16 protein-coding genes are annotated in these 21806 nt (G+C 60.6%); 12 read left to right on the forward strand and 4 right to left on the reverse strand.

All coding sequences use genetic code 11. The features are described from left to right. The first annotated feature begins 16 nt into the window (after positions 1 to 16). From IM739_RS17445 to IM739_RS17485, 9 genes are all read left to right on the forward strand, one after another. Entirely contained in the window at positions 17 to 1897 is a 1881-nt protein-coding gene (locus IM739_RS17445; protein ID WP_237368935.1) for a 5'-nucleotidase C-terminal domain-containing protein, read from the forward strand. Between the two features lie 123 nt (positions 1898 to 2020). Continuing rightward, on the forward strand, positions 2021 to 3055 hold the full coding sequence (gene hemH / locus IM739_RS17450) for a ferrochelatase (RefSeq protein ID WP_237368936.1): 1035 nt from the start codon (positions 2021 to 2023) through the stop codon (positions 3053 to 3055). Positions 3056 to 3178: 123 nt separating this feature from the next. Continuing rightward, positions 3179 to 3553, forward strand: a complete 375-nt coding sequence (locus tag IM739_RS17455) for an ArsR/SmtB family transcription factor (RefSeq protein ID WP_237368937.1) — start codon at positions 3179 to 3181, stop codon at positions 3551 to 3553. After that, positions 3550 to 4083, forward strand: a complete 534-nt coding sequence (locus IM739_RS17460) for an SRPBCC family protein (RefSeq protein WP_237368938.1) — start codon at positions 3550 to 3552, stop codon at positions 4081 to 4083. The genes IM739_RS17455 and IM739_RS17460 overlap by 4 nt, the downstream gene beginning before the upstream one ends. Positions 4084 to 4512: 429 nt before the next feature. After that, positions 4513 to 5121, forward strand: coding sequence for a hypothetical protein (locus IM739_RS17465; protein WP_237368939.1), 609 nt, complete (start codon positions 4513 to 4515; stop codon positions 5119 to 5121). Between the two features lie 77 nt (positions 5122 to 5198). Continuing rightward, positions 5199 to 7151 carry a methyl-accepting chemotaxis protein gene (locus IM739_RS17470; RefSeq protein ID WP_237368940.1) on the forward strand — a complete coding sequence of 651 codons (1953 nt, stop codon included), beginning with the start codon at positions 5199 to 5201 and terminating at the stop codon, positions 7149 to 7151. A 27-nt stretch (positions 7152 to 7178) separates the two neighbouring features. Next, a complete protein-coding gene (locus IM739_RS17475; RefSeq protein WP_237368941.1) occupies positions 7179 to 7331 on the forward strand; it encodes a hypothetical protein in 153 nt (50 codons plus the stop codon). A gap of 10 nt (positions 7332 to 7341) precedes the next feature. Continuing rightward, complete coding sequence (locus IM739_RS17480; protein ID WP_237368942.1) at positions 7342 to 8361, forward strand: SPFH domain-containing protein; 1020 nt, start codon at positions 7342 to 7344, stop codon at positions 8359 to 8361. 3 nt (positions 8362 to 8364) lie between these two features. Beyond that, complete coding sequence (locus IM739_RS17485; RefSeq protein ID WP_237368943.1) at positions 8365 to 8823, forward strand: NfeD family protein; 459 nt, start codon at positions 8365 to 8367, stop codon at positions 8821 to 8823. 5 nt (positions 8824 to 8828) lie between these two features. On the opposite strand, the gene IM739_RS17490 is transcribed toward IM739_RS17485, so the two are convergent. After that, positions 8829 to 9824 carry a KpsF/GutQ family sugar-phosphate isomerase gene (locus IM739_RS17490; RefSeq protein WP_237368944.1) on the reverse strand — a complete coding sequence of 332 codons (996 nt, stop codon included), beginning with the start codon at positions 9822 to 9824 and terminating at the stop codon, positions 8829 to 8831. Between the two features lie 167 nt (positions 9825 to 9991). Between IM739_RS17490 and IM739_RS17495 the strand changes: the two genes are divergently transcribed. After that, positions 9992 to 11536, forward strand: a complete 1545-nt coding sequence (locus tag IM739_RS17495; RefSeq protein WP_237368945.1) for an outer membrane beta-barrel protein — start codon at positions 9992 to 9994, stop codon at positions 11534 to 11536. A 25-nt stretch (positions 11537 to 11561) separates the two neighbouring features. Here IM739_RS17495 and galU read toward each other — a convergent pair whose 3' ends face one another. After that, positions 11562 to 12449, reverse strand: coding sequence for a UTP--glucose-1-phosphate uridylyltransferase GalU (gene galU, locus IM739_RS17500; RefSeq protein ID WP_007607162.1), 888 nt, complete (start codon positions 12447 to 12449; stop codon positions 11562 to 11564). A 196-nt stretch (positions 12450 to 12645) separates the two neighbouring features. Between galU and IM739_RS17505 the strand changes: the two genes are divergently transcribed. Both IM739_RS17505 and IM739_RS17510 read left to right on the forward strand, forming a co-directional pair. Next, positions 12646 to 13863: a lytic murein transglycosylase gene (locus IM739_RS17505; RefSeq protein WP_237368946.1), complete on the forward strand. Its 1218-nt coding sequence runs from the start codon at positions 12646 to 12648 to the stop codon at positions 13861 to 13863. Between the two features lie 119 nt (positions 13864 to 13982). Then, entirely contained in the window at positions 13983 to 15194 is a 1212-nt protein-coding gene (locus IM739_RS17510; protein ID WP_237368947.1) for an SGNH/GDSL hydrolase family protein, read from the forward strand. 79 nt (positions 15195 to 15273) lie between these two features. On the opposite strand, the gene IM739_RS17515 is transcribed toward IM739_RS17510, so the two are convergent. Together IM739_RS17515 and gltB are read right to left on the reverse strand one after the other, a co-directional pair. After that, positions 15274 to 16728, reverse strand: a complete 1455-nt coding sequence (locus IM739_RS17515) for a glutamate synthase subunit beta (protein ID WP_237368948.1) — start codon at positions 16726 to 16728, stop codon at positions 15274 to 15276. A gap of 87 nt (positions 16729 to 16815) precedes the next feature. Then, entirely contained in the window at positions 16816 to 21540 is a 4725-nt protein-coding gene (gltB, locus tag IM739_RS17520; protein ID WP_237368949.1) for a glutamate synthase large subunit, read from the reverse strand. Positions 21541 to 21806: the final 266 nt, after the last annotated feature.

Below are 21806 nucleotides of genomic sequence, written 5' to 3' on the forward strand. Positions count from 1 at the left end.
AACAGGAGAGAAAACGATGTTCAGACACCTGCGGTTCGGCCTCATGAGTGCATCCCTGCTTGCACTGTCCGCCGGCGGCGCATTTGCCGATTTCGAGCTAAACATCCTGCACATCAATGATCTTCATTCCCGCATCGAGGCGATCAACAAGTTCGATTCGACCTGCTCGGCGGAAGAAGCAGCCAAGAACGAATGCTTCGGCGGCATTGCCCGCGTGAAGACTGCAATCGACACCCGCCGCGCCGAACTTGACGGCAAGAACGTACTGACGCTCGATGCCGGCGACCAGTTCCAGGGCTCGCTGTTCTACACCACCTACAAGAGCGCACCGATCGCAGACTTCATGAACGGCATCGGCTTCGACGCCATGGCGATCGGCAACCACGAATTCGACGATGGTCCGGAAGAACTGGCCAAGTTCATCGATGCGCTGAAGTTCCCGATGATCTCCGGCAATACGCTGGCCGGCCTCGACACGCCGATCGCCGACAAGTTCAAGCCCTACATCATAAAGGAGTTCGGCGCCGACAAGGTCGCCGTGGTTTCGGTTCTGGCGACCGACACCGACGAAACCTCCTCGCCGGGTGACAGCGTGCTGTTTGCCGACGAAATCACTTATCTGAAGGAAGCGGTGAAGGAGATCGAGGCGGCAGGCGTCAACAAGATCGTGCTGCTGTCGCATGTCGGCTACGTCAAGGATCAAGAGATCGCGGCAGCTGTCGACGGCATCGACGTGATCGTCGGAGGTCACAGCCACACATTGCTGTCGTCGACCGACGAGAAGGCGGCCGGCCCCTATCCGACGCTGGTCAAGAACCCGTCGGGCAAGGACGTGCCGATCGTCACCGCTTATTCCTATTCCAAATATCTCGGCGACCTGGCTGTCACCTTCGACGACGCCGGTGTTGTCAAGGCCGCCTCGGGCGCGCCGAAGCTGCTCGATGCTTCGGTCACCCCCGATGCAGGCTTCGTCGCCAAGGTCGCAGAGCTCGGCGGCCCGATCGAAGAGTTGAAGCTGAAGGAAATTGGCTCGACTTCCGACATCATCGATGGCTCCCGCGATGTTTGCCGCACCGCCGAATGCACCATGGGCAACCTTGTTGCCGACGCGATGGTCGACCGCCTGAAGGATCAGGGTATCACGATCGCCATCCAGAACGGCGGCGGCCTGCGTGCTTCGATCGACGCCGGCACGGTTACCATGGGTGAAGTGCTGACGGTCCTGCCCTTCCAGAACTCGCTGGCCTCTTTCCAGCTCAAGGGATCCGACATCGTGGCAGCGCTCGAAAATGGTCTCAGCCAGATCGAGGAAGTCGCCGGTCGTTTCCCGCAGGTATCGGGCCTGAAATATTCCTTCGACAAGTCGAAGCCGGCCGGAAGCCGGGTCGTTTCGGTCGAGGTGAAGGAAGGCGATGCGTTCGTAGCGCTTGATCCGAACAAGGTCTATGGCGTCGCCACCAACAACTACATGCGCGCCGGCGGCGACGGATTCAAGATCTTCGCAACAGCCGGCCAGAACGCCTATGACTTCGGCCCGGGCCTGGAAAGTGTGGTGGCCGACTTCATCGCCAAGAACAGCCCCTACAAGCCCTACACCGATGGCCGCATCACCGAGGTCGCCGCGGCGGTCGCCGTGCCGGCAGAAGCGGCACCTGCCGCGGAAGCTGCGCCTGCGGCCCCGGAAACCGCCGCGGCTGCCCCGGCGGCAACCGCCGTCGAAACCGCAACCACCGCTGCCGTAACGGCCTACAAGGTGGTCGCCGGTGACAGCCTGTGGAAGATCGCCAAGGCAACCTACGGCAACGGTGCGCTGTGGACGAAGATCGCCGAGACCAACGGGCTGAAAAACCCCGACCTGATCGCCATTGGCAAGGAACTGGAATTGCCGGCAAACTAAGACCGTTTGACACATGACAACAAGCCGGCCCGGGCTTTCCCGGGCCGGCTTTTGCTTTTATCAGATGATCCTCGATACAATTTCCGACGTAGTGGCGTTCAGCCAGCCCATCAGGATAATAAAATGACCGCACTGCCCGCCCATTGGCCATCCGACCATCCGCCCCTCAATATCGGCAAGGTCGGCGTTCTTCTCGTCAATCTCGGCACACCGGACGGTACCGACTACGAATCGATGCGGCGGTATCTGGCGGAATTCCTGACCGACAAGCGGGTCATCGAATGGTCGCGACTGTTCTGGTACCCGATCCTCTACGGCATCGTGCTCAACAAGCGGCCGCAGAAGGTCGGTGAGGCGTACAAGTCGATCTGGAACAACGATCTCGACGAAAGCTATCTGCGCACCTATACGCGCAACCAGGCGGAAAAGCTGGCCGAGGCCCTCAGGGATCTCCCGCATGTACATGTCGATTGGGCCATGCGTTACGGTCAGCCGGCGATCCAGAAGAAATTGGTTGAAATGCAGAAGGCCGGTTGCGAGAGGATCCTCGTTTATCCGCTCTATCCGCAATATGCAGCCGCCACCACCGCCACCGTCAACGACGAAGCCTTCAAGGCGCTCCTGAAGATGCGTTGGCAGCCGGCACTGCGCACGGTGCCGCAATATGCGGACGATCCGGTCTATATCGACGCACTGGCAAACTCGATCGAGACCCATCTGGCAACGCTCGACTGGCAGCCGGAGATCGTCCTGACTTCCTACCACGGCATCCCGATGTCCTATTTCAAGAAGGGCGATCCCTATCACTGCCAGTGCTACAAGACGACGCGCCTGTTGCGCGACCGTCTGGGCTGGTCGAAGGAGAAGCTGATGGTCACCTTCCAATCCCGCTTCGGACCGGAGGAGTGGCTGCAGCCCTATACCGACAAGACCGTGGAGAAGCTGGCAAAGGATGGCGTCAAGCGCATCGCCGTGCTCAATCCGGGCTTCGTTTCCGATTGCCTCGAGACGCTGGAAGAGATCGCTGTCGAGGCAGGAGAGGATTTCCTGCACAATGGCGGCGAGAAATTCACCCATATCCCCTGCCTGAACGACAGCCTCGACGGCATGCGGGTCATCGAAACGGTGGTGCGTCGCGAACTGCAAGGCTGGATCTGAGATCCACACCATTGACCGAACTGACGAAGGGCTGCAGCGATGCGGCCCTTCTTTTATTCTGCCACGAGAAAACATTAAACCAATCGGTTGACAATCAGGACAACGCCAGCCATATTCAACCACATGGTTGAGCAAAATACCCACTATATGAATTTGGTCTTTCACGCACTTGGCGATGCGACACGGCGGCAGATGCTGCACCATCTCTCGCATGGCGAACGCACGGTCAGCGATCTGGCGAAGCCCTGCGAGATGTCGCTTGCGGCAGCCTCCAAGCACATCAAGGTTCTCGAAAATGCCGGCCTGATCCGCCGTGAAATACGCGGGCGGACCCATCTGTGCCGCCTGGATCCCGGACCACTCGCGACGGCGCATGAATGGCTGAACTTCTATCAACGCTTCTGGACCGGTCGCCTCGATACGCTCGAGCGGCTCCTCCGGCAGGACGACAAACAGATATCCCCCGGCCCTGATAAAAAAGAGAGGAATGACACATGACCGAAACAGCAACTCTCGACGCTTATGGCATTGTCACCGAGCCTGCCACCTTGAAGATCGAACGTCTTCTGCCCGGTCCCGTCGAACGGGTATGGGAGTACCTGACCAAAAGTGAACTTCGAAGACAATGGCTGGCCTCCGGAGACATGGACCTGAAGGTCGAAGCGCCTTTCGAACTGACATGGCGCAATGACGAACTGACCGATCCGCCCGGCACCCGTCCCGAAGGGTTTTCCGAGACGCACAGCATGCAGAGCCGGATCACCGAACTGAAACCGCTCAAAAAGCTGACCTTCACCTGGGGTGACTGCGGCAGTGTAACGATGACCCTGGAGCCGAGGGGCACGAATGTGCTGCTGACACTGGTCCACCAGCGCATTTCCGATCGCAAGAACATGCTGATGGTCGGCGCCGGCTGGCACATGCATCTGGATATTCTGGCCGCCCGACTCAATGGCACGAAAGCCCAGCCCTTCTGGGATGGCTGGCTGCGCCTGCGCGAAGAATACGATCAACGCATACCGGCCTGAGCGGATCTCCTCGCACGGCCCGGCAAACGACGAGAGATGCCGTGCATTCAAAGTCGCCATCCGCGATGGTCGATCCGATCCGATCCGGGACATGAAAGGGGCGCCGCGGCGTCCCTTTTTTTGTCGCCGCAGGAAAGGAATTGCTCATGCAACCCGCAAGCGCATCCGCAATGAGCGAGTGCTGATTTTTTATGCAACCAAACAATGAAGGCGATCGAAAAAGGCGTAATATATCAGCGATTTGGTCTCGACGCCCGTCAGTTATCGAACATAACAAAAGCACCTAAAGGTTGACTAACAACATTTGTAAAATTTGACGAATTGCATCTAACGCATTGTATTCAATTGAGATTTCGTATCGATGATTTCTTATATTAACTGACATTTAAATATTGATGCCTAAATTTAAGGCCAACAAAGGAGACGATCATGGCATTTTCTAGATCCACGTTGGCCGCTGCAGCTTTGATGTTGTCGGCCGCCTCAACAGTCGCCGAACCGGCCAAACCTGATGTTCAAAAGATGATTACGCCGGCCGTGATCGAAGAGATGCGCCAGTGGATCGACACCGAAATCGTGCGGGTCTCCGTCGGCGCACAGAATGCCGCCAAGAGCGACCTGGCGCAGGAAAAGATCGACGAGCTCGACAAGATGTGGCGCGCCGAACAGGAGGCTGCCGACAAGCCGCTGATCGCAGCCACCTTGTCCAACCCTTTGTCTGTCTATCTCGCTCGCATGCAGGGTCGGTCGCTCGGTCTCTATGCCGAGATCTTCATCATGGATCAAAATGGCCTGAATGTCGGCCAGAGTTCGATCACCAGCGATTTCTGGCAGGGTGACGAGGACAAGTTCCAGAAGACCTACGACGTCGCCGATGACGCGCTCTTCATCGACGAGGCGGAATGGGACGACGAAGCCAAGATCTGGCGCAGCCAGGTCAGTTTTACGCTGACCGATACGAACAAGGCGAAGATCGGCGCGGTCACCGTTGAGGTCAATCTCACGGAACTGCAGCGCCGCCAGTCACCGGCCACGTAACCAGCCATATGATGAACGCATGAGGCCGATCACAGCTCCGCTGAAACGGCCACACAATTTTTCACAGGAACGAACCCATGCTGAAGAATATCTCCGTGAGCGCAAAAGGTTTTGCAGCCTTTGGCATTCTGGCCGTGATCGCGATCGGCGCCTCCGGCGTGATTTACACGCGCGCGACGACCGCCACCGCCCTAGTCGAACACAATCAGGATCTCGAACAGCTGCAGGGCGCTGCATCGACATTCATTGACGATGTCACGCAGGCAAACCTTGCCCTGAAGAACTTTCTGCTGACGGGCAACCGTGATTTCGTCGCAGAATATGCGGATGTCACGAAACGGCTGGATACGGAAAAGCCTGAACTGGAAAAGCTCTTCGGAATACATTCTGCCGCAGATCTTCCTGCGCTCACCGAAGCCCTCGCCGTGCTGAATGAATGGCGCACCAGTGTCGTTGACAAGCAGGTCGGCCTGATGCGGGATCCGATGACCGTCGAACTTGCCCGCGCCCTGGAACTGACCGGTTCCGGCACGAAGTTGCTCGGCGACTTCAACGCCAAGATCCACAAGGCGACAGACTCCGTTCAACAGCAGATCACCGTCGCTTCCGGAGACCAGAAATCGGCGCTCGGCGCGGTTGAATGGATCAGCCTGTTCGCCGCCGTTACTGTCGCACTCTTTGCCGGCCTGATGAGCTTGCTGAACTTCCAGCTGGTGTCCAGGCCGCTCGGCAAGCTCGCCGATGCGACAGCGCGCCTCGCCAATGGCGATCTGAACGTCGCGATCGAAAAGGGCGGCAAGGACGAAATCGGCAAGATGGCGGAAGCCATGCAGGTCTTCCGCGAGGCTGCGATCGCCAACCATCGTCTGCAGAGCGAAGCCGAACAGAACCGCAAGCAGGCCGAACTGGACCGTATCGCCGCCCAGGAGCGCGCAGAAGCGGATGCAGCCGAACGTCTTCGTATCGCAACCTCGGGTCTGGCCCAGGGCCTGAAACGTCTTGCCGCCGGTGAACTTTCCTTCCAGTTGAACGAAGCCTTCGCCCCGGATTTCGAAACCCTGCGTCACGACTTCAACCAGTCCATCCGGCAGTTGAACACCACGCTGGGCGGCATTGCCAACAGCGTGGCGACGATCGAAACCGGTACCCGCGAAATAGCATCCGGAACCGACCACTTGTCGAAGCGCACAGAACAGCAGGCAGCAGCGCTGGAGCAGACCGCGGCAGCCGTCGAGGAAATCACCGCCAATGTGGTGAACTCGACCAAGCGCACGGAAGAGGCTCGCGGCGTCGCCACCCAGGCCAATTCTTCGGCGACGGAATCCTCCAAGGTCGTGGCCCATGCCGAAGAAGCCATGCGCAAGATCGAACAGAGCTCACAACAGATCTCCAACATCATCGGCGTGATCGATGAAATCGCCTTCCAGACCAACCTGCTGGCGCTCAACGCCGGTGTCGAGGCAGCCCGCGCCGGCGAGGCAGGCAAGGGCTTTGCGGTCGTCGCACAGGAAGTGCGCGAACTGGCCCAGCGCTCCGCGAATGCGGCAAAGGAAATCAAGGCGCTCATCCACAACTCGACGACGGAAGTGTCGAGCGGCGTCGACCTGGTTCGCAAGACCGGCGAAGCACTGCGCACCATCGGCGGCTTCATTGCCGAAATGAACACCCACATGGATGCCATCGCGATTTCCGCGAAGGAACAGTCGACCGGTCTTTCTGAGGTCAACCATGCCGTCAACTCGATGGACCAGACCACCCAGCAGAATGCGGCCATGGTCGAGGAATCCAACGCGGCATCCGGCGCCCTTGCCGGCGAAGCGGCCAAGCTGCGCGAACTGATCTCCCAGTTTGCCATCGACGCCACGGCCTCGGCCCATTCCTCCGGTCTGCGGGAAACCGCACGCGCCATGGCGCAGCCTGCCCGCACCCCGGCACCGCGCCCTGTTCCGCAGCCGGCCCGGGCCAGCGCACCGATGCCCCGCAGCCATGGCAATGCAGCCATTGCCCAGGACAGCTGGGAAGAGTTCTGAGTAACGCCATTCGGCAATGACAAGACAATGATCAAGGGCGGCGTGATGCAGATCACGCCGCCTTTCGCATTTATCGCCGATCCGCCACTTCCACGCCTGTCCAATTCGCTCCGGCTCTTGCAATCAGCAAGTGCTTTCACGATGTTAGGACAGCAGCACAAACGGCGCCGCGCCGTCTGAGGAGGAAACAATGCTCAATCTTGCCGGTTCGGATATCGTCGTCATTGCCGTGGCGGTGCTCGTCATCCTCGTGCTCTTTGCCGCGATCAAGACCGTGCCGCAGGGCTATCGCTACACGATCGAACGGTTCGGCCGCTATACCCGCACGCTTGAACCCGGCCTCAACCTGATCATCCCCTTCTTTGATCGCATCGGCTCGAAGATGAATGTCATGGAACAGGTGCTCGACGTGCCGACCCAGGAAGTCATCACCAAGGACAATGCCTCCGTCTCCGCCGATGCGGTGGCCTTCTATCAAGTGCTGAACGCCGCTGAAGCCGCCTATCAGGTCGCCAATCTGGAAAATGCCATCCTCAACCTGACCATGACCAATATCCGCTCGGTCATGGGTTCGATGGACCTCGACGAGCTGCTCTCCAACCGCGAAGTGATCAACGACCGCCTGCTGCGCGTCGTTGATGATGCCGTCCGCCCCTGGGGCATCAAGGTCACCCGCGTCGAGATCAAGGACATCCAGCCGCCGGCTGATCTTGTCGATGCCATGGGTCGGCAGATGAAGGCGGAGCGCGAAAAGCGCGCCCAGGTTCTGGAAGCCGAAGGTTTCCGCAACGCCCAGATCCTCCGTGCGGAAGGCGCAAAGCAGTCCGCCATCCTTGAGGCGGAAGGCCAGCGCGAAGCGGCCTATCGCGAGGCCGAGGCCCGCGAGCGCCTGGCGGAAGCCGAAGCCAAGGCAACCCGCATGGTGTCAGAGGCGATTGCCGCCGGCGACATCAATGCGATCAACTACTTCGTCGCCCAGAAATACACCGAGGCCATGACCGCGATCGGCACCGCCTCCAATGCCAAGATCGTTCTGATGCCGATGGAAGCCTCGGCCCTGATCGGCTCGCTTGGCGGCATTGGCTCAATCGCGAAGGAAGTCTTCGGCGAGCAGCAACGTGCTGCCGTTCCGCAGGTCCCCGCGCGCCCGGCTCAACCCGCGCGCCCCACGCCGCCCGTCAATCCCTTTGCACCGCCAAGTGGGACCTGAGCCATGCTGAGCCGCATCGCCATCGAACTTGGTCCGTGGAGCTGGTGGGTGCTCGGCATGATCCTGCTGACTGCCGAACTCTTCCTGCCCGGCGTCTTTCTGGTCTGGATCGGCCTTGCGGCAATCTTCACCGGTATCCTGTCTCTGCTGTTCTGGGACATGGGCCTGTGGACCTGGCAGCTACAGTTGTTGGTCTTTGCCGCGGCCGCGATTGCAGCCACCCTTGGAGGCCGCCGACTCTTTGCCCGCAAGGAAGCGCAATCGGACGAACCGCTGCTTAACCAGCGCGGTGCGAGCCTAGTCGGCCGTACCGCCGTGCTCATCGACCCCATCGCCGAAGGCCGCGGCCGTATCCGGCTCGATGATACATTCTGGGTCGTCGATGGTCCCGATTTACCCGCCGGCGCACGGGTCGTGGTTGTCAGCAGCAACGGCCGGGATCTGACCGTAAAGCAGGCCTGATCTGCTCAAGCCACCCCGATCCGCAGCAGATCGTGGAAATGGATGAGCCCGATCGGGCAATGGCTTTCGTCCACGACAAGCAAAGCCCCGATGCCGTGCTTGTTGATCATTGCCGCAGCTGTTGACGCAAGCGCTGCTCCATCGATCACCTTGGGATTGCGGGTCATTACGTCATCGACGTTGAGGACCGAGAGGTCCCGCGCCAGATGACGCGCCATGTCGCCTTCGGTGACGATGCCGCACAGCTTGCCCGACGCATCGACCACCCCGACACAACCAAAACGCTTGTGAGACAGGATCTTGACCGCATCCGGCATCGATGTGCCGAGCGAGACCAGTGGAACCCGGTCGCCCGTATGCATGATGTCGCGCACATGGGTCAGGCTCGCCCCGAGTTTGCCACCCGGGTGAAACGTGCGGAAATCGCTGGGTGAAAAGCCACGGGCCTCAAGCAGGGCAATCGCGATCGCATCACCCATGGCAAGTTGCAGGACGGCGGATGAGGTCGGCGCCAATCCATGTGGACAGGCTTCCTGAACCTTCGGCATCAGCAGAACTACATCGGCATTGCGTGCAAGCGTTGATTGCTCGCCCGCCGTCATGGCAATCAGCGGAATGGAAAAGCGCCGCGAGAAATTGACGATGCCCTGCAATTCGGCGGTCTCGCCGCCCCAGGACATGGCAAGAATGGCGTCATCGGCGCCAATCATGCCGAGATCACCATGATTGGCTTCGGCCGGATGGACAAAGAAGGCCGGTGTTCCGGTGGAAGCAAGGGTCGCGGCAATCTTCGTGCCGATATGGCCGCTCTTGCCGACACCGGTAACGATGACACGACCGGCGATATCGCCGATCACCTTCACCGCGTTGCAGAACGGCTGGGCCAGCGGTCCGGCCAGAGCCTCCTCAAGCGCCAGCAGCCCGGCCCGTTCGGTCGAGACAACACGGATGGCCGACTCGATGGCGCCAGCTTCGACAAGATTGACAGCACGTTTGATCATGGCAGTCCCCATACTGCGTTTGCCCGATCCTGTCCACCGAAGCGCCTGCGCGACAACACGGGGCCGCTTCGAGGGGCCCCATGCCGGGAATGCTCGGGATCGAAACCAAACATTAACCACCTCGCTTTACGTTTGGGTAAGCATTTCAGATCGCCAGGCATAAATTCATGGGAATCGACAAGAACACGGGACTGCGCGGCGCCGGCCGCCTCGGCTTGCATGCCGCAGCCGGCCTGCTGGCAACCCATGTCTTTGCCCTGCCCATGCCCGCCTTCGCCCAGCAGGCAACGGCAACCAGGCCATCCAGCGCAGCCGCCTCGACGACACAGCAGGCAGCAGCAACCCAGCCTGCCGGCACCGATGATCCCTATGCGACCGGGGAAGATACGCAGAACGCGGACGGGACCACCACCGGGACCATCCCCGCCGAAGGCACCGTGCCCGCGACACCTTTGGCTGCCCCATTGAGCGATCCCATGCTCGATGCCGATGGCGGCATTGCCCAGGATCCGGATTTCGGCCGACAGAATCTGCGGGAAACCCGGCTTGACGACCCGACCACCGCCAGGATCCGGCGCGAAGACGACAAGACGCCCGGCATTCGGCTCGGCACCATGGTGTTGCGTCCGGCCATCAGCCAGAGCATCGGCAGCGAGACCTCCGACGACGGCGCGGGACGCGAAACCCGCATCTTCTCCGAGACGGGACTGAAGGGCACGCTGGCGTCCGACTGGTCCCGCCACCAGTTGACCATTGGCGGCGAAGGCTACTGGCAAAACACCATTTCCGGCAACACCGAAGACAAGCCTCGCGCCAATATCAATGCAGACCTTCGGCTGGATCTCGCCGATGACACCATTGCCAACATCACCAGCGCCTATAACTACAGCCGCGAAGACACCGATGATCCGAACGCCGTTGCCGGCGCCAGCGCGCAATCGGCGGTCAACCAGTTCGATGGCGGCCTCTCGATCGAACGGGATCTCGGCCTGTTGCGCGGCTCGATTGCCGGGGACATCACACGCTGGCAATATTCCGACGTCAAGCTGTCGGATGGTTCGACCCTGTCGCGAAGCGATCGCGATCGCATGCGCTCGACCATCAGTGCCCGCGTCGGCTACGAACTCTCCCCTGCCCTGACGCCTTTCGTCGAGGGAACGCTCGGCCGCATTTCCTATGATGACACCACCGACGCCAATGGCTACGAGCGCTCGGCGGATGTCTATGCCGCCAAGGTCGGTGTGGCCGTCGATCTCGGCGAGAAGCTGCGTGGCGAATTGGGCGTCGGCCATGAGCGGCAACGTTATGACGACAGCCGGTTGGCGGAATTGTCGGCCCTCACGGTGGACGGCAACCTCTACTGGTCGCCGCAGGAAGGCACCGATATCGACCTCGCGGTCGAGACCTATGTCGATCCATCGACCACCGCAGGCGTTAATGGAGCAAGGGTTCACCGGCTGACGGCCAAGCTCGAGCATGATCTGCGCAGCAATCTGGTGGCACGCCTGTCATCCGGCCTGACGCTGACGAATTATGATGGTTTGGGAGAAACGGGCAACAGCACCGGCTATCTTGCGGGCGCCGGCCTGACCTGGAGCATCAATCGCTACCTGGATGCCACGGCCGACCTGAACTACGAGCGGACCGACTACAAATACGGCGGCGAGAGCAGCGACCTGACCGCCCTTGTCGGACTGACCGCCAAGCGTTGAGCCTGGCGGCCAGAGAATCGGACGTTTATTTCAACGCAGCCAGAAGCGCCTTGAGCTGCTCCTCGATCGCCGGACGGATGTCGGGACGCTCGATGGCAAACGATACGTTGGCCAGTATGAAACCGTCCTTGGCACCACAGTCGAAGGTCTGGCCCTTGAAGTGATAGCCGGAAAAAGACTGGTCCTTGGCAAGCTTCAGCATGCCGTCGGTCAGCTGGATTTCATTGCCGGCGCCACGTTCCTGCGTCGACAGAATATCGAAGATCTCAGGCTGGAGGATATAGCGGCCGTTGATGAAGAAATTGGAGGGCGCCGTGCCCTTGGCCGGCTTCTCGACCATTTCGGTGATTTTGAAGCCGCCCTCCAGCGCCTCGCCGACACCAACGATACCGTATTTATGCGCCTGATCGGGTGTGCATTCCTCGACGGCCACAATATTGCCGCCGGTCTTCTCGTAGAGTTCAACCATGCCCTTCAGGCAGGCCTTCTCGCCACGCATGATCATGTCAGGAAGCAACAATGCAAACGGCTCGTGACCGACGATATCGCGGGCGCACCAGACGGCGTGGCCAAGACCGAGCGGCTCCTGCTGACGGGTGAAACTCGTCTGGCCGGCGGTCAGCTGAAGGGAATCGAGCAGCGAAAGCTCGGCGTTTTTGTTACGCGACTTCAACGTCTGCTCAAGCTCGAACTGGATGTCGAAATAGTCTTCGATGACCGCCTTGCCCCGCCCGGTGACGAAGACGAAATGCTCGATGCCCGCTTCGATGGCCTCGTCGACCACGTACTGGATGACCGGCTTGTCGACGACCGTCAGCATTTCCTTCGGCACGGCCTTGGTGGCGGGAAGAAAGCGAGTGCCGAGACCGGCGACGGGGAAAACTGCTTTGCGGAGCTTATTCGGTTGAACCACACATTCCTCCTGGAGGATCTAATCGATTAACGTCGTCACGGCACGGGGCCTTCACTAGTATACATTTGCAGTGAATTCGCAAAGATGATGCGAGAGCAAACCGCGCATGGTAAAGAGTTTGTTGACGCAATAGCATTAACCTAGGGTGAACAGCATTTGTTCCAGCTGTCGAACGAACCGTAGAACGAACGGGGAGATGCCCATGAACCGACACCATCCCAGCCTTCTCGGCGCAATTGTCCTGACTATAGCCACCAGCATGATGCCGGTGCAGGCTCAGGCAGACGCCGGATTCCAGAAGTGGATCAATGGCTTCTACAGCACGGCCGCAAAAAGTGGCATCACCGAGCGCACGTATCGCCAGGCCTTTGCCGGCGTGACCGCTCCGGATGAATTTGTCTTGGAAAAAGCCGCCTACCAGCCCGAATTCAAGTCGCAGATCTGGGATTACCTGGATAGCCGCGTCAATCCCTATACCGTTAAGGTCGGTCAGGAAATGATCGCCAAACACGGCCGCACGCTGGCGGCCCTGGAAAAGCACTTCGGCGTCGACAAGCATATCATCGTCGCCATCTGGTCGATGGAATCGAACTACGGTGCCGCCCTTGAGCGCCCTGACCGCCTGCACAACGTCCCGCGCTCGCTGGCAACCCTTGCCTATGCCGACAAGAAACGCGCCAAATATGCCCGCACTCAGCTCATCGCGGCCCTGAAGATGTTGCAGAACGGCGACGTCAGCAACAAGAACCTGATGGGTTCCTGGGCCGGCGCCATGGGCCATACCCAGTTCATTCCGTCCAGCTATCTGCTGTATGGCGTCGATGCCGATGGCAATGGCGAAAAGGACATCTGGCACTCCATCCCAGATGCGCTGGCCACCGCCGCGAACCTGCTTGCGAAGAACAACTGGCAGACCGGCAAGACCTGGGGCTATGAGACCGTGGTGCCGAAGGGCGGCAGCACCTATGCCGGCCAGACGAAAACGCTGGCCCAGTGGCAGGCCCTGGGTTTTGTCCGGCCAACTGGCAAGGGCTTCAAGAATGGCGCAGAGCGCGCAGAATTGAAGCTGCTCGGCGGCGCCAACGGGCCCGGCTTCCTGATGACCAAGAATTACTTCGTCCTCAAGCGCTACAATGCCGCCGACAGCTATGCGCTCGGCGTCGGTCTGCTGGCTGACGAACTGGCCGGTTATGGCGGCATGAAGCAAAGCTGGCCGCGCCCGCAGGGCACGCTCGACATCAAGGAAAAGTTCGAGCTTCAGACCCGGATGCAGGCGCTCGGCTACTACGATGGCAAGATCGACGGCAATTTCGGCTCCGGTTCGAAAGCCGCGATCTCCGCCATCCAGGGACGTCTCGGCATGTCCGTCGATGGCCAGCCATCGCGTCCGCTTCTGGACGCCTTGAGAAACTGATCCGAGGGCGGCCAGACCCGCCGTTGACTTGGTCACTGACTTGGCCATTGACTTGAAAAGCCGCGCGATCCACATACGGTCATCGCGCGGCTTATAGTCCGCATATCAAGGCGAGTGACATGGCATCGAGACGACACCGTCTTATCCTCAGCCGTATCGGCGCGCTGGTCCTATCGGCAGTGCTGATTGCGGCCACCCTCCTCACGACGTCCGCCGAAGCCCAACAATATGAGCGCCGACGAAACCTGTTCGACATGCTTTTCGGGGCGCGCGAGCCGGTCTATGTACCGCCGCGTGAAGTGCAGAAGCCGATCCGCGAAGTCCGCCCGCGCAAGAAAACGGCGGGCAGTGTCACCAAGATCAAGACGAAAAAACCTGCGACCGGTGCAGCAGTCGTGGCGCCGCCGCCCGACAAGCTTGAAAACGCCAAGACCGTTCTGGTTATCGGCGACTTTGTTGCCGGAGGCCTGGGCGATGGTTTGAAGACCGCGTTCGAGGAGGCTCCCGGCGTCAAGGTCGAGACGCGGTCCAATGGCTCGTCCGGTCTCGTGCGCGTCGACTACTATGACTGGATCGGCGAACTCCCGGCACTGATTGAAACCATGAAACCAAGCGTGGTCGTGATCCAGATCGGCGCCAACGACCGCCAGCAGATCATTGCGCCGGACGCCAAGCTCGATTTCCGCACCGAAGGCTGGTTCACCGCCTATGAGGCGCGGGTGAACCGACTGGCAGAGGTGGTGACGCGCAGCAAGACGCCATTGATTTGGGTCGGCCTGCCCGCGTTCAGACCGCAGAACATGACAGCGGATGCCCTCAGACTGAATACGCTCTATCGCGCCTCCGTCGAGCGCCAGAAGGGCGAATTCATCGATGTCTGGGATGGCTTCGTCGACCAGGACGGTCGCTTCATCATCACCGGCTCGGATATCAACGGACAACCCGTTCGCTTGCGCGGCACCGACGGCATCGGCTTCACGCCCCCCGGCAAGCGCAAGCTAGCCTTCTATGTGGAAAAGTCAGTCCGCCGCCATCTCGGCGACATGACCAGCCCCGACCTGGTGCGTCTTGATGCCAGCAACCTGCCGGAACTGGTCAACATGCCGCCATCCGAGACGAAGAGCATCGTTTCGACACCGCCGATGGACCTCTTCGATCCGGAGCTGGACGGCGCGAGCGAATTGCTCGGCGGCCAACCGGTTCCTGCCTCGTCCGTGGTCACCGTCCGCGAGCAGCTGGTGCAGAATGGCCTGTTGCCGGACCCGCCTGCCGGACGCGTCGATGACGTGCGCTTGCCGCTATCGGCCACCCCCGCGACCATCACCCGCTAACCCCGATCATCCGACAGATCCGGACACAGAAAAGGGCCGCCCGCAAAGGCGACCATTTTCGTACAAGTATCCTGACCCCTTACCTTGGCAGAACGCTTGATCCCATCAGCGCCTCGTCGATGGCGCGCGCGGCCTGGCGGCCTTCGCGGATTGCCCAGACGACCAGCGACTGGCCACGGCGAACGTCGCCTGCTGCCCAGAGCTTGTCGACCGAGGTCCTGTAGTCCTTGTCATCGGCCACCACATTGGTCGAGCCGCGACGATCGGTATTGAGCGTCAGCTGGCCGTTCATTTCCTTCAGCACGCTGTCGGTGAACGGACCCGAGAAACCGATGGCGATAAAACCGAGATCGGCCTTGATGATGAACTCGGTGCCCGGGATCGGCTTGCGCTTCTCGTCCACCTGGCAGCACTTCACGCCGGTCAGCACCCCGTCTTCACCGACGAACTCGAGCGTTGCCACCTGGAACTCGCGCACCGCGCCTTCTGCCTGGCTTGAGGACGTGCGCATCTTGGTCGCCCAGAACGGCCAGATCGCCAGCTTGTCCTCGGTCTGCGGCGGACGCGGGCGGATGTCGAGCTGGGTCACCTTGACCGCACCCTGGCGGAAGGCCGTGCCGACGCAGTCGGACGCGGTATCGCCACCGCCGACGACCACAACATGTTTGCCGCCGGCGAGGATCGGATCGGACGGCCAGCCGTTGCTGTCGATGTTTTCGCGGCCGACGCGGCGGTTCTGCTGCACCAGATACGGCATGGCATCATGCACGCCATGCAGTTCGACGCCTGGAATGCCGGCTTCGCGCGGCGTTTCCGAGCCACCACAGTAGAGCACCGCATCGTAGTCGGCGCGCAGCTGTTCGACCGTCACATCGACACCGACATTGACGCCGTAGTGGAAGGTGACATTTTCACCCTTCATCTGCTCGACGCGACGATCGATGAAGTTCTTCTCCATCTTGAAATCCGGAATACCGTAGCGCAGCAGGCCACCGGCCTTGGTTTCGCGCTCATAGACATGCACTTCATGGCCGGCGCGGCCAAGCTGCTGGGCAGCGGCCAGACCCGACGGGCCGGAACCGATGATCGCTACCTTCTTTCCGGTATGGATCGTCGCCGGCTGCGGCACGATGAAACCGAGCTCGTAGGCCTTGTCGGCAATCGCCTGCTCGACCGTCTTGATCGCCACCGGCGCATCCTCGAGGTTCAGCGTACAGGCTTCCTCGCAAGGCGCAGGACAGACGCGGCCGGTGAATTCCGGGAAGTTATTGGTGGAATGGAGGTTGCGGATCGCCTCTTCCCACTTGTTGTTGTAGACGAGATCGTTCCAGTCCGGGATCTGGTTATGCACCGGGCAGCCGGTCGGGCCATGGCAATAGGGAATGCCGCAATCCATGCAGCGTGCTGCCTGTTTGGTGACTTCAGGATCCGACATCGGGATGGTGAATTCGCGGAAATGGCGAATGCGATCGGAGGCCGGCTGATACTTCGCCACCTGCCGGTCGATTTCCATGAAACCTGTAACCTTGCCCATTTTAAAGTCCTGCTAATCTGAGCTTCAACTGCACGGCCGGGCCGTGGGCGGCGACATCCCGGCACATCCGGGATGTCGAGGTGGCAATCATTCGGCGGCAACGCCCATGCGCATGCGTTCCATTTCCTCCAGCGCACGGCGGTACTCGACCGGCATGACCTTGCGGAACTTCGGACGGAACTCGGCCCAGCTGTCGAGGATTTGCTTGGCGCGGTTCGAGCCCGTGTAGTGCAGATGGTTCGAGATCAGCTGGTAGAGGCGCTCCTCGTCGTGGCGGGTCATATCGCCGGACACGTCGACCAGGCCCTTGTGCATCAGGTCGCCACCGTGATGGTGCAGCTTCTCGAGCATGTCGTCCTCTTCCGGAACCGGTTCGAGCTCGACCATCGCCATATTGCAGCGCTTGGCGAAATCACCCGTTTCATCGAGCACGTAGGCCACGCCACCCGACATGCCCGCCGCAAAGTTACGACCGGTCTGGCCAAGCACGACGACGACACCGCCGGTCATGTATTCGCAGCCATGGTCGCCCACGCCCTCGACAACCGCGATCGAGCCCGAGTTGCGCACGGCGAACCGTTCACCGGCCACGCCGCGGAAATAGCACTCGCCGGCGATGGCGCCGTAGAGAACCGTATTGCCGACAATGATCGACTCCTCGGCGACGATCCGGGTGTTTTCCGGTGGGCGCACGATGATGCGGCCGCCCGAAAGCCCCTTGCCGACATAGTCATTGCCGTCTCCGACGAGATCAAACGTGATGCCACGCGCGAGAAATGCACCAAAGGACTGACCCGCCGTGCCGGTCAGCGTGACGTGGATCGTGTCGTCCTTCAGACCCTTGTGGCCAAATCGCTTGGCAAGTTCGCCGGACAGCATGGCGCCGGCCGAGCGGTCGACATTCTTGATATCGACGTCGAAGACCACCGGCTGCTTGGCCTCGAGAGCCGGCATCGCCTTCTCGATCAGCTTGCGATCGAGGATGTCGTCGATCGGGTGCTTCTGCCGCTCCGTCCAGTAAGTGGCTTCCTTCGGTGCGTCCACCTTATGGAAGATCTTCGAGAAATCGAGACCCTTGGCCTTCCAGTGGGCAAGCATCTCGTCCTTTTCCAGTAGTTCGGAAGCGCCGATGATCTCGTCCAGCTTGGTCAAGCCAAGCGAGGCGAGGATTTCGCGCACTTCTTCGGCAACGAAGAAGAAGTAGTTGATGACATGCTCAGGTGTACCCTTGAAACGCTTGCGCAGGACCGGATCCTGGGTGGCAACGCCGACCGGGCAGGTGTTCAGATGGCACTTGCGCATCATGATGCAGCCGGCCGCGATCAGCGGAGCCGTCGCAAAGCCGAACTCGTCGGCACCCAAAAGCGCACCGATGATCACGTCGCGGCCGGTCTTCAACCCGCCATCGACCTGCAGCGCGATACGCGAACGAAGACCGTTCAGCACCAGCGTCTGCTGTGTCTCGGCAAGACCGATTTCCCACGGCGAACCGGCATGCTTCAGCGAAGTCAGCGGCGAGGCACCGGTGCCGCCGTCGAAACCGGAAACGGTGATATGGTCGGCGCGTGCCTTGGCAACACCGGCGGCAACCGTGCCGACGCCGACTTCCGACACCAGCTTGACCGAGACATCGGCGTCAGGGTTGACGTTCTTCAAATCGTAGATCAGCTGTGCCAGATCTTCGATCGAATAGATGTCGTGATGCGGCGGTGGCGAGATCAGGCCGACACCCGGCGTCGAGTGACGGGTCTTGGCCACCGTCGCGTCGACCTTGTGGCCGGGCAACTGGCCGCCTTCGCCGGGCTTGGCACCCTGCGCGACCTTGATCTGCAGCATATCGGCATTGACCAGATATTCAGTCGTGACACCGAAGCGGCCGGACGCGATCTGCTTGATCGCCGAACGCTCTGGGTTGGCAGCACCATTCAGCAGCGGCAGGTAGCGATCGCTTTCCTCGCCGCCTTCGCCGGTGTTGGACTTGCCACCGATCTTGTTCATCGCGATCGCCAGCGTCGTATGCGCCTCCCTGGAGATCGAGCCGAAGGACATGGCACCGGTCGAGAATCGCTTGACGATCTCGGCAGCCGGCTCGACCGCGTCGATCGACACCGGCTTGCGACCGAGATCTTCCGCCGTCTTGATCTTGAACAGGCCGCGAATGGTGTTCATCCGCAGATTGCTGTCGTTCACCATCTCGGCGAATTCGCGGTAGCGCTCCTGACTGTTGCCGCGAACGGCATGCTGTAGCGAGGCGATCGAGTCCGGGCTCCAGGCATGGTTTTCACCACGCATGCGGTAGGCATATTCGCCACCGATCTCGAGCGTCGAGGCCAGAATGGGATCCTTGCCGAAGGCAGCAGCGTGACGGCTGGCGGTTTCCTCTGCGATCTCGGTAAGGCCGATACCCTCAATGGTCGTTGCCGTGCCGAAGAAATACTTCTCCACCAGTTCCGACGACAGGCCGATGGCATCGAAGATCTGCGCACCGCAATAGGACTGATAGGTCGAGATGCCCATCTTCGACATGACCTTCAGGATACCCTTGCCGACCGCCTTGATATAGCGATAGACGACCTCGTCCTCCGACACTTCCTTTGGAAACTCGTTGTGCTTGTGCATGTCGAGCAGCGTGTCGAAGGCGAGATAGGGGTTGATCGCCTCGGCGCCGTAGCCGGCGAGACAGCAGAAGTGATGCACTTCGCGCGGCTCGCCCGATTCCACAACGATGCCGACCGAAGTGCGAAGCCCCTTGCGGATCAGGTGATGGTGAACCGCAGCGGTTGCCAGAAGCGCCGGGATCGCGATCCGGTCGGGACCGACCTGGCGGTCGGACAGGACGATGATGTTGTAACCGCCGCGCACGGCAGCCTCAGCCCGCTCGCAAAGACGGTCGAGCATGTCCGGCATGCCTTCGGCGCCGCGTTCGACATCATAGGTGAAGTCGAGCGTCTTGGTGTCGAAGCGATCCTCCGTGTGACCGATCGAGCGGATCTTTTCCAGATCGCCATTCGTCAGGATCGGCTGGCGCACTTCCAGCCGCTTGGCGTTGGCCGCACCCTCGTGGTCGAGGATGTTCGGACGCGGACCAATGAACGACACAAGGCTCATCACCAGCTCTTCGCGGATCGGATCGATCGGCGGGTTGGTCACCTGGGCGAAGTTCTGCTTGAAATAGGTGTAGAGCATCTTCGACTTCGACGACATCGCCGAGATCGGTGTATCGGTGCCCATCGAGCCGATCGCTTCCTGACCGGTGGTCGCCATCGGCGACATCAGGAGCTTGGTGTCTTCGGTCGTGTAGCCGAAGGCCTGCTGACGATCGAGCAGTGACACGTCGCGGCGCAGCGCCCGCGGCTCCACCGGCTTCAGTTCTTCCAGGATCAACTGGGTGCGATCCAGCCAGTTGCGATAGGGATGGCTGCCGGCGAGATTGGACTTCACTTCCTCATCGGAAATGATGCGGCCCTCTTCCATGTCGATCAGCAGCATCTTGCCCGGCTGCAGGCGCCACTTCTTCACGATGCTTTCTTCCGGCACCGGCAGCGTGCCGGCTTCCGAAGCGAGAATGACGCGGTCGTCATTGGTGACGAGGTAGCGGGCCGGACGCAGGCCGTTGCGGTCGAGCGTCGCGCCGATCTGGCGGCCGTCGGTGAAACAGACGGCAGCAGGGCCGTCCCACGGCTCCATCAGGGCGGCGTGATATTCGTAGAAGGCCTTGCGCTCGGGGCTCATCGACTGGTTGCCGGCCCAGGCTTCCGGGATCAGCATCATCACCGCATGCGCCAGCGAATAGCCGCCGCGCTGCAGGAATTCGAGCGCGTTGTCGAAGCAGGCCGTGTCCGACTGGCCTTCGTAAGAGATCGGCCAGAGCTTGGAAATGTCGTCGCCGAACAGCGGCGAGGAGACCGACGCCTGGCGCGCTGCCATCCAGTTGACATTGCCGCGCAGCGTGTTGATTTCGCCGTTATGGGCGACCATGCGGTACGGATGTGCCAGCTTCCACGACGGGAAGGTGTTGGTCGAGAAGCGCTGGTGCACGAGGGCAACGGCCGACTCGAAGCGCGGATCGGCGAGATCCTTGTAATAGGCGCCAACCTGGTAGGCGAGGAACATGCCCTTGTACACGATCGTCGAGGACGACAGCGACACCGGGTAGAAGCCGGTCTCCTCGCCGCCATACTGATCGTAGATCCGGTTGGAGATCACCTTGCGCAGCAGGAACAAGCGACGCTCGAACTGCTGCTGGGTCGCGGCATCGCGGCCGGCGCCGATGAAGACCTGGATCTGGCGCGGCTCAGTCGCGGCAATCTCCGGCGCCTTGGACAGCGAAGAATTGTCGACCGGCACGTCGCGGTAGCCAATCAGATGCTGGCCTTCGGCGGAACAGACTTCCGCGATGACCTTCTTGAAATGGGTGATTTGCTCTTCGTCCTGCGGGAAGAAGAAATGACCGACGGCATATTCGCCGGCCTTCGGCAGGACGATACCCTGACTTGCCATTTCCTCGCGGAAGAAGCGGTCCGGAATCTGGACGAGAATGCCGGCACCATCGCCCATCAGCGGATCTGCGCCAACGGCGCCGCGATGGGTGAGGTTTTCCAGGATGAACAAACCGTCCTTGACGATCTGGTGCGACTTGACGCCCTTCATATGGGCTATGAAGCCGACGCCGCAGGCATCGTGTTCGTTCTTCGGATCGTAGAGGCCCTGTTTAGCCGGAAGGCCATACGTGTTCTGCCGGATGCCTCGGACCTCGGACGAGCGCTCGGCAGCACCCTGAACGATCTCGTCGGATGGCGTCATCTTCGTCATTGCCTTCCCTCCAAATAGGCCCGATCCACTCGGGCTCGCCTGCCTGGAACCATCGGCCGGATGCATCCCTTTGGCGATCCGCGACCCTAGCGGGACCGCATCACCGGGCGATGACACCCAAATCCTTCACCTCAGAAACCAGAATTAGGTCAACTAGTCTGACCTAATTTCGAGATTTCTATGACAGAAAGTAAACGCTCACGCAAGATCACGCCAGGAAAATTAACCGGCCTTCCGACGCTAAGTTGCCACCGATACGCCGAATG

Origin of the sequence: Rhizobium sp. SL42, from assembly GCF_021729845.1 — a bacterium.
In the GTDB taxonomy this organism is placed as follows: domain Bacteria; phylum Pseudomonadota; class Alphaproteobacteria; order Rhizobiales; family Rhizobiaceae; genus Allorhizobium.

Excerpts from the sequence above, each read along its gene's own strand:
- IM739_RS17445 (WP_237368935.1), top strand. The coding sequence starts at position 17 with ATGTTCAGACACCTGCGGTTCGGCCTCATGAGTGCATCCCTGCTTGCA.
- hemH (WP_237368936.1), top strand. The coding sequence starts at position 2,021 with ATGACCGCACTGCCCGCCCATTGGCCATCCGACCATCCGCCCCTCAAT.
- IM739_RS17455 (WP_237368937.1), top strand. The coding sequence starts at position 3,179 with ATGGTTGAGCAAAATACCCACTATATGAATTTGGTCTTTCACGCACTT.
- IM739_RS17460 (WP_237368938.1), top strand. The coding sequence starts at position 3,550 with ATGACCGAAACAGCAACTCTCGACGCTTATGGCATTGTCACCGAGCCT.
- IM739_RS17465 (WP_237368939.1), top strand. The coding sequence starts at position 4,513 with ATGGCATTTTCTAGATCCACGTTGGCCGCTGCAGCTTTGATGTTGTCG.
- IM739_RS17470 (WP_237368940.1), top strand. The coding sequence starts at position 5,199 with ATGCTGAAGAATATCTCCGTGAGCGCAAAAGGTTTTGCAGCCTTTGGC.
- IM739_RS17475 (WP_237368941.1), top strand. The coding sequence starts at position 7,179 with ATGATCAAGGGCGGCGTGATGCAGATCACGCCGCCTTTCGCATTTATC.
- IM739_RS17480 (WP_237368942.1), top strand. The coding sequence starts at position 7,342 with ATGCTCAATCTTGCCGGTTCGGATATCGTCGTCATTGCCGTGGCGGTG.
- IM739_RS17485 (WP_237368943.1), top strand. The coding sequence starts at position 8,365 with ATGCTGAGCCGCATCGCCATCGAACTTGGTCCGTGGAGCTGGTGGGTG.
- IM739_RS17490 (WP_237368944.1), bottom strand. The coding sequence starts at position 9,824 with ATGATCAAACGTGCTGTCAATCTTGTCGAAGCTGGCGCCATCGAGTCG.
- IM739_RS17495 (WP_237368945.1), top strand. The coding sequence starts at position 9,992 with ATGGGAATCGACAAGAACACGGGACTGCGCGGCGCCGGCCGCCTCGGC.
- IM739_RS17505 (WP_237368946.1), top strand. The coding sequence starts at position 12,646 with ATGCCCATGAACCGACACCATCCCAGCCTTCTCGGCGCAATTGTCCTG.
- IM739_RS17510 (WP_237368947.1), top strand. The coding sequence starts at position 13,983 with ATGGCATCGAGACGACACCGTCTTATCCTCAGCCGTATCGGCGCGCTG.
- IM739_RS17515 (WP_237368948.1), bottom strand. The coding sequence starts at position 16,728 with ATGGGCAAGGTTACAGGTTTCATGGAAATCGACCGGCAGGTGGCGAAG.
- gltB (WP_237368949.1), bottom strand. The coding sequence starts at position 21,540 with ATGACGAAGATGACGCCATCCGACGAGATCGTTCAGGGTGCTGCCGAG.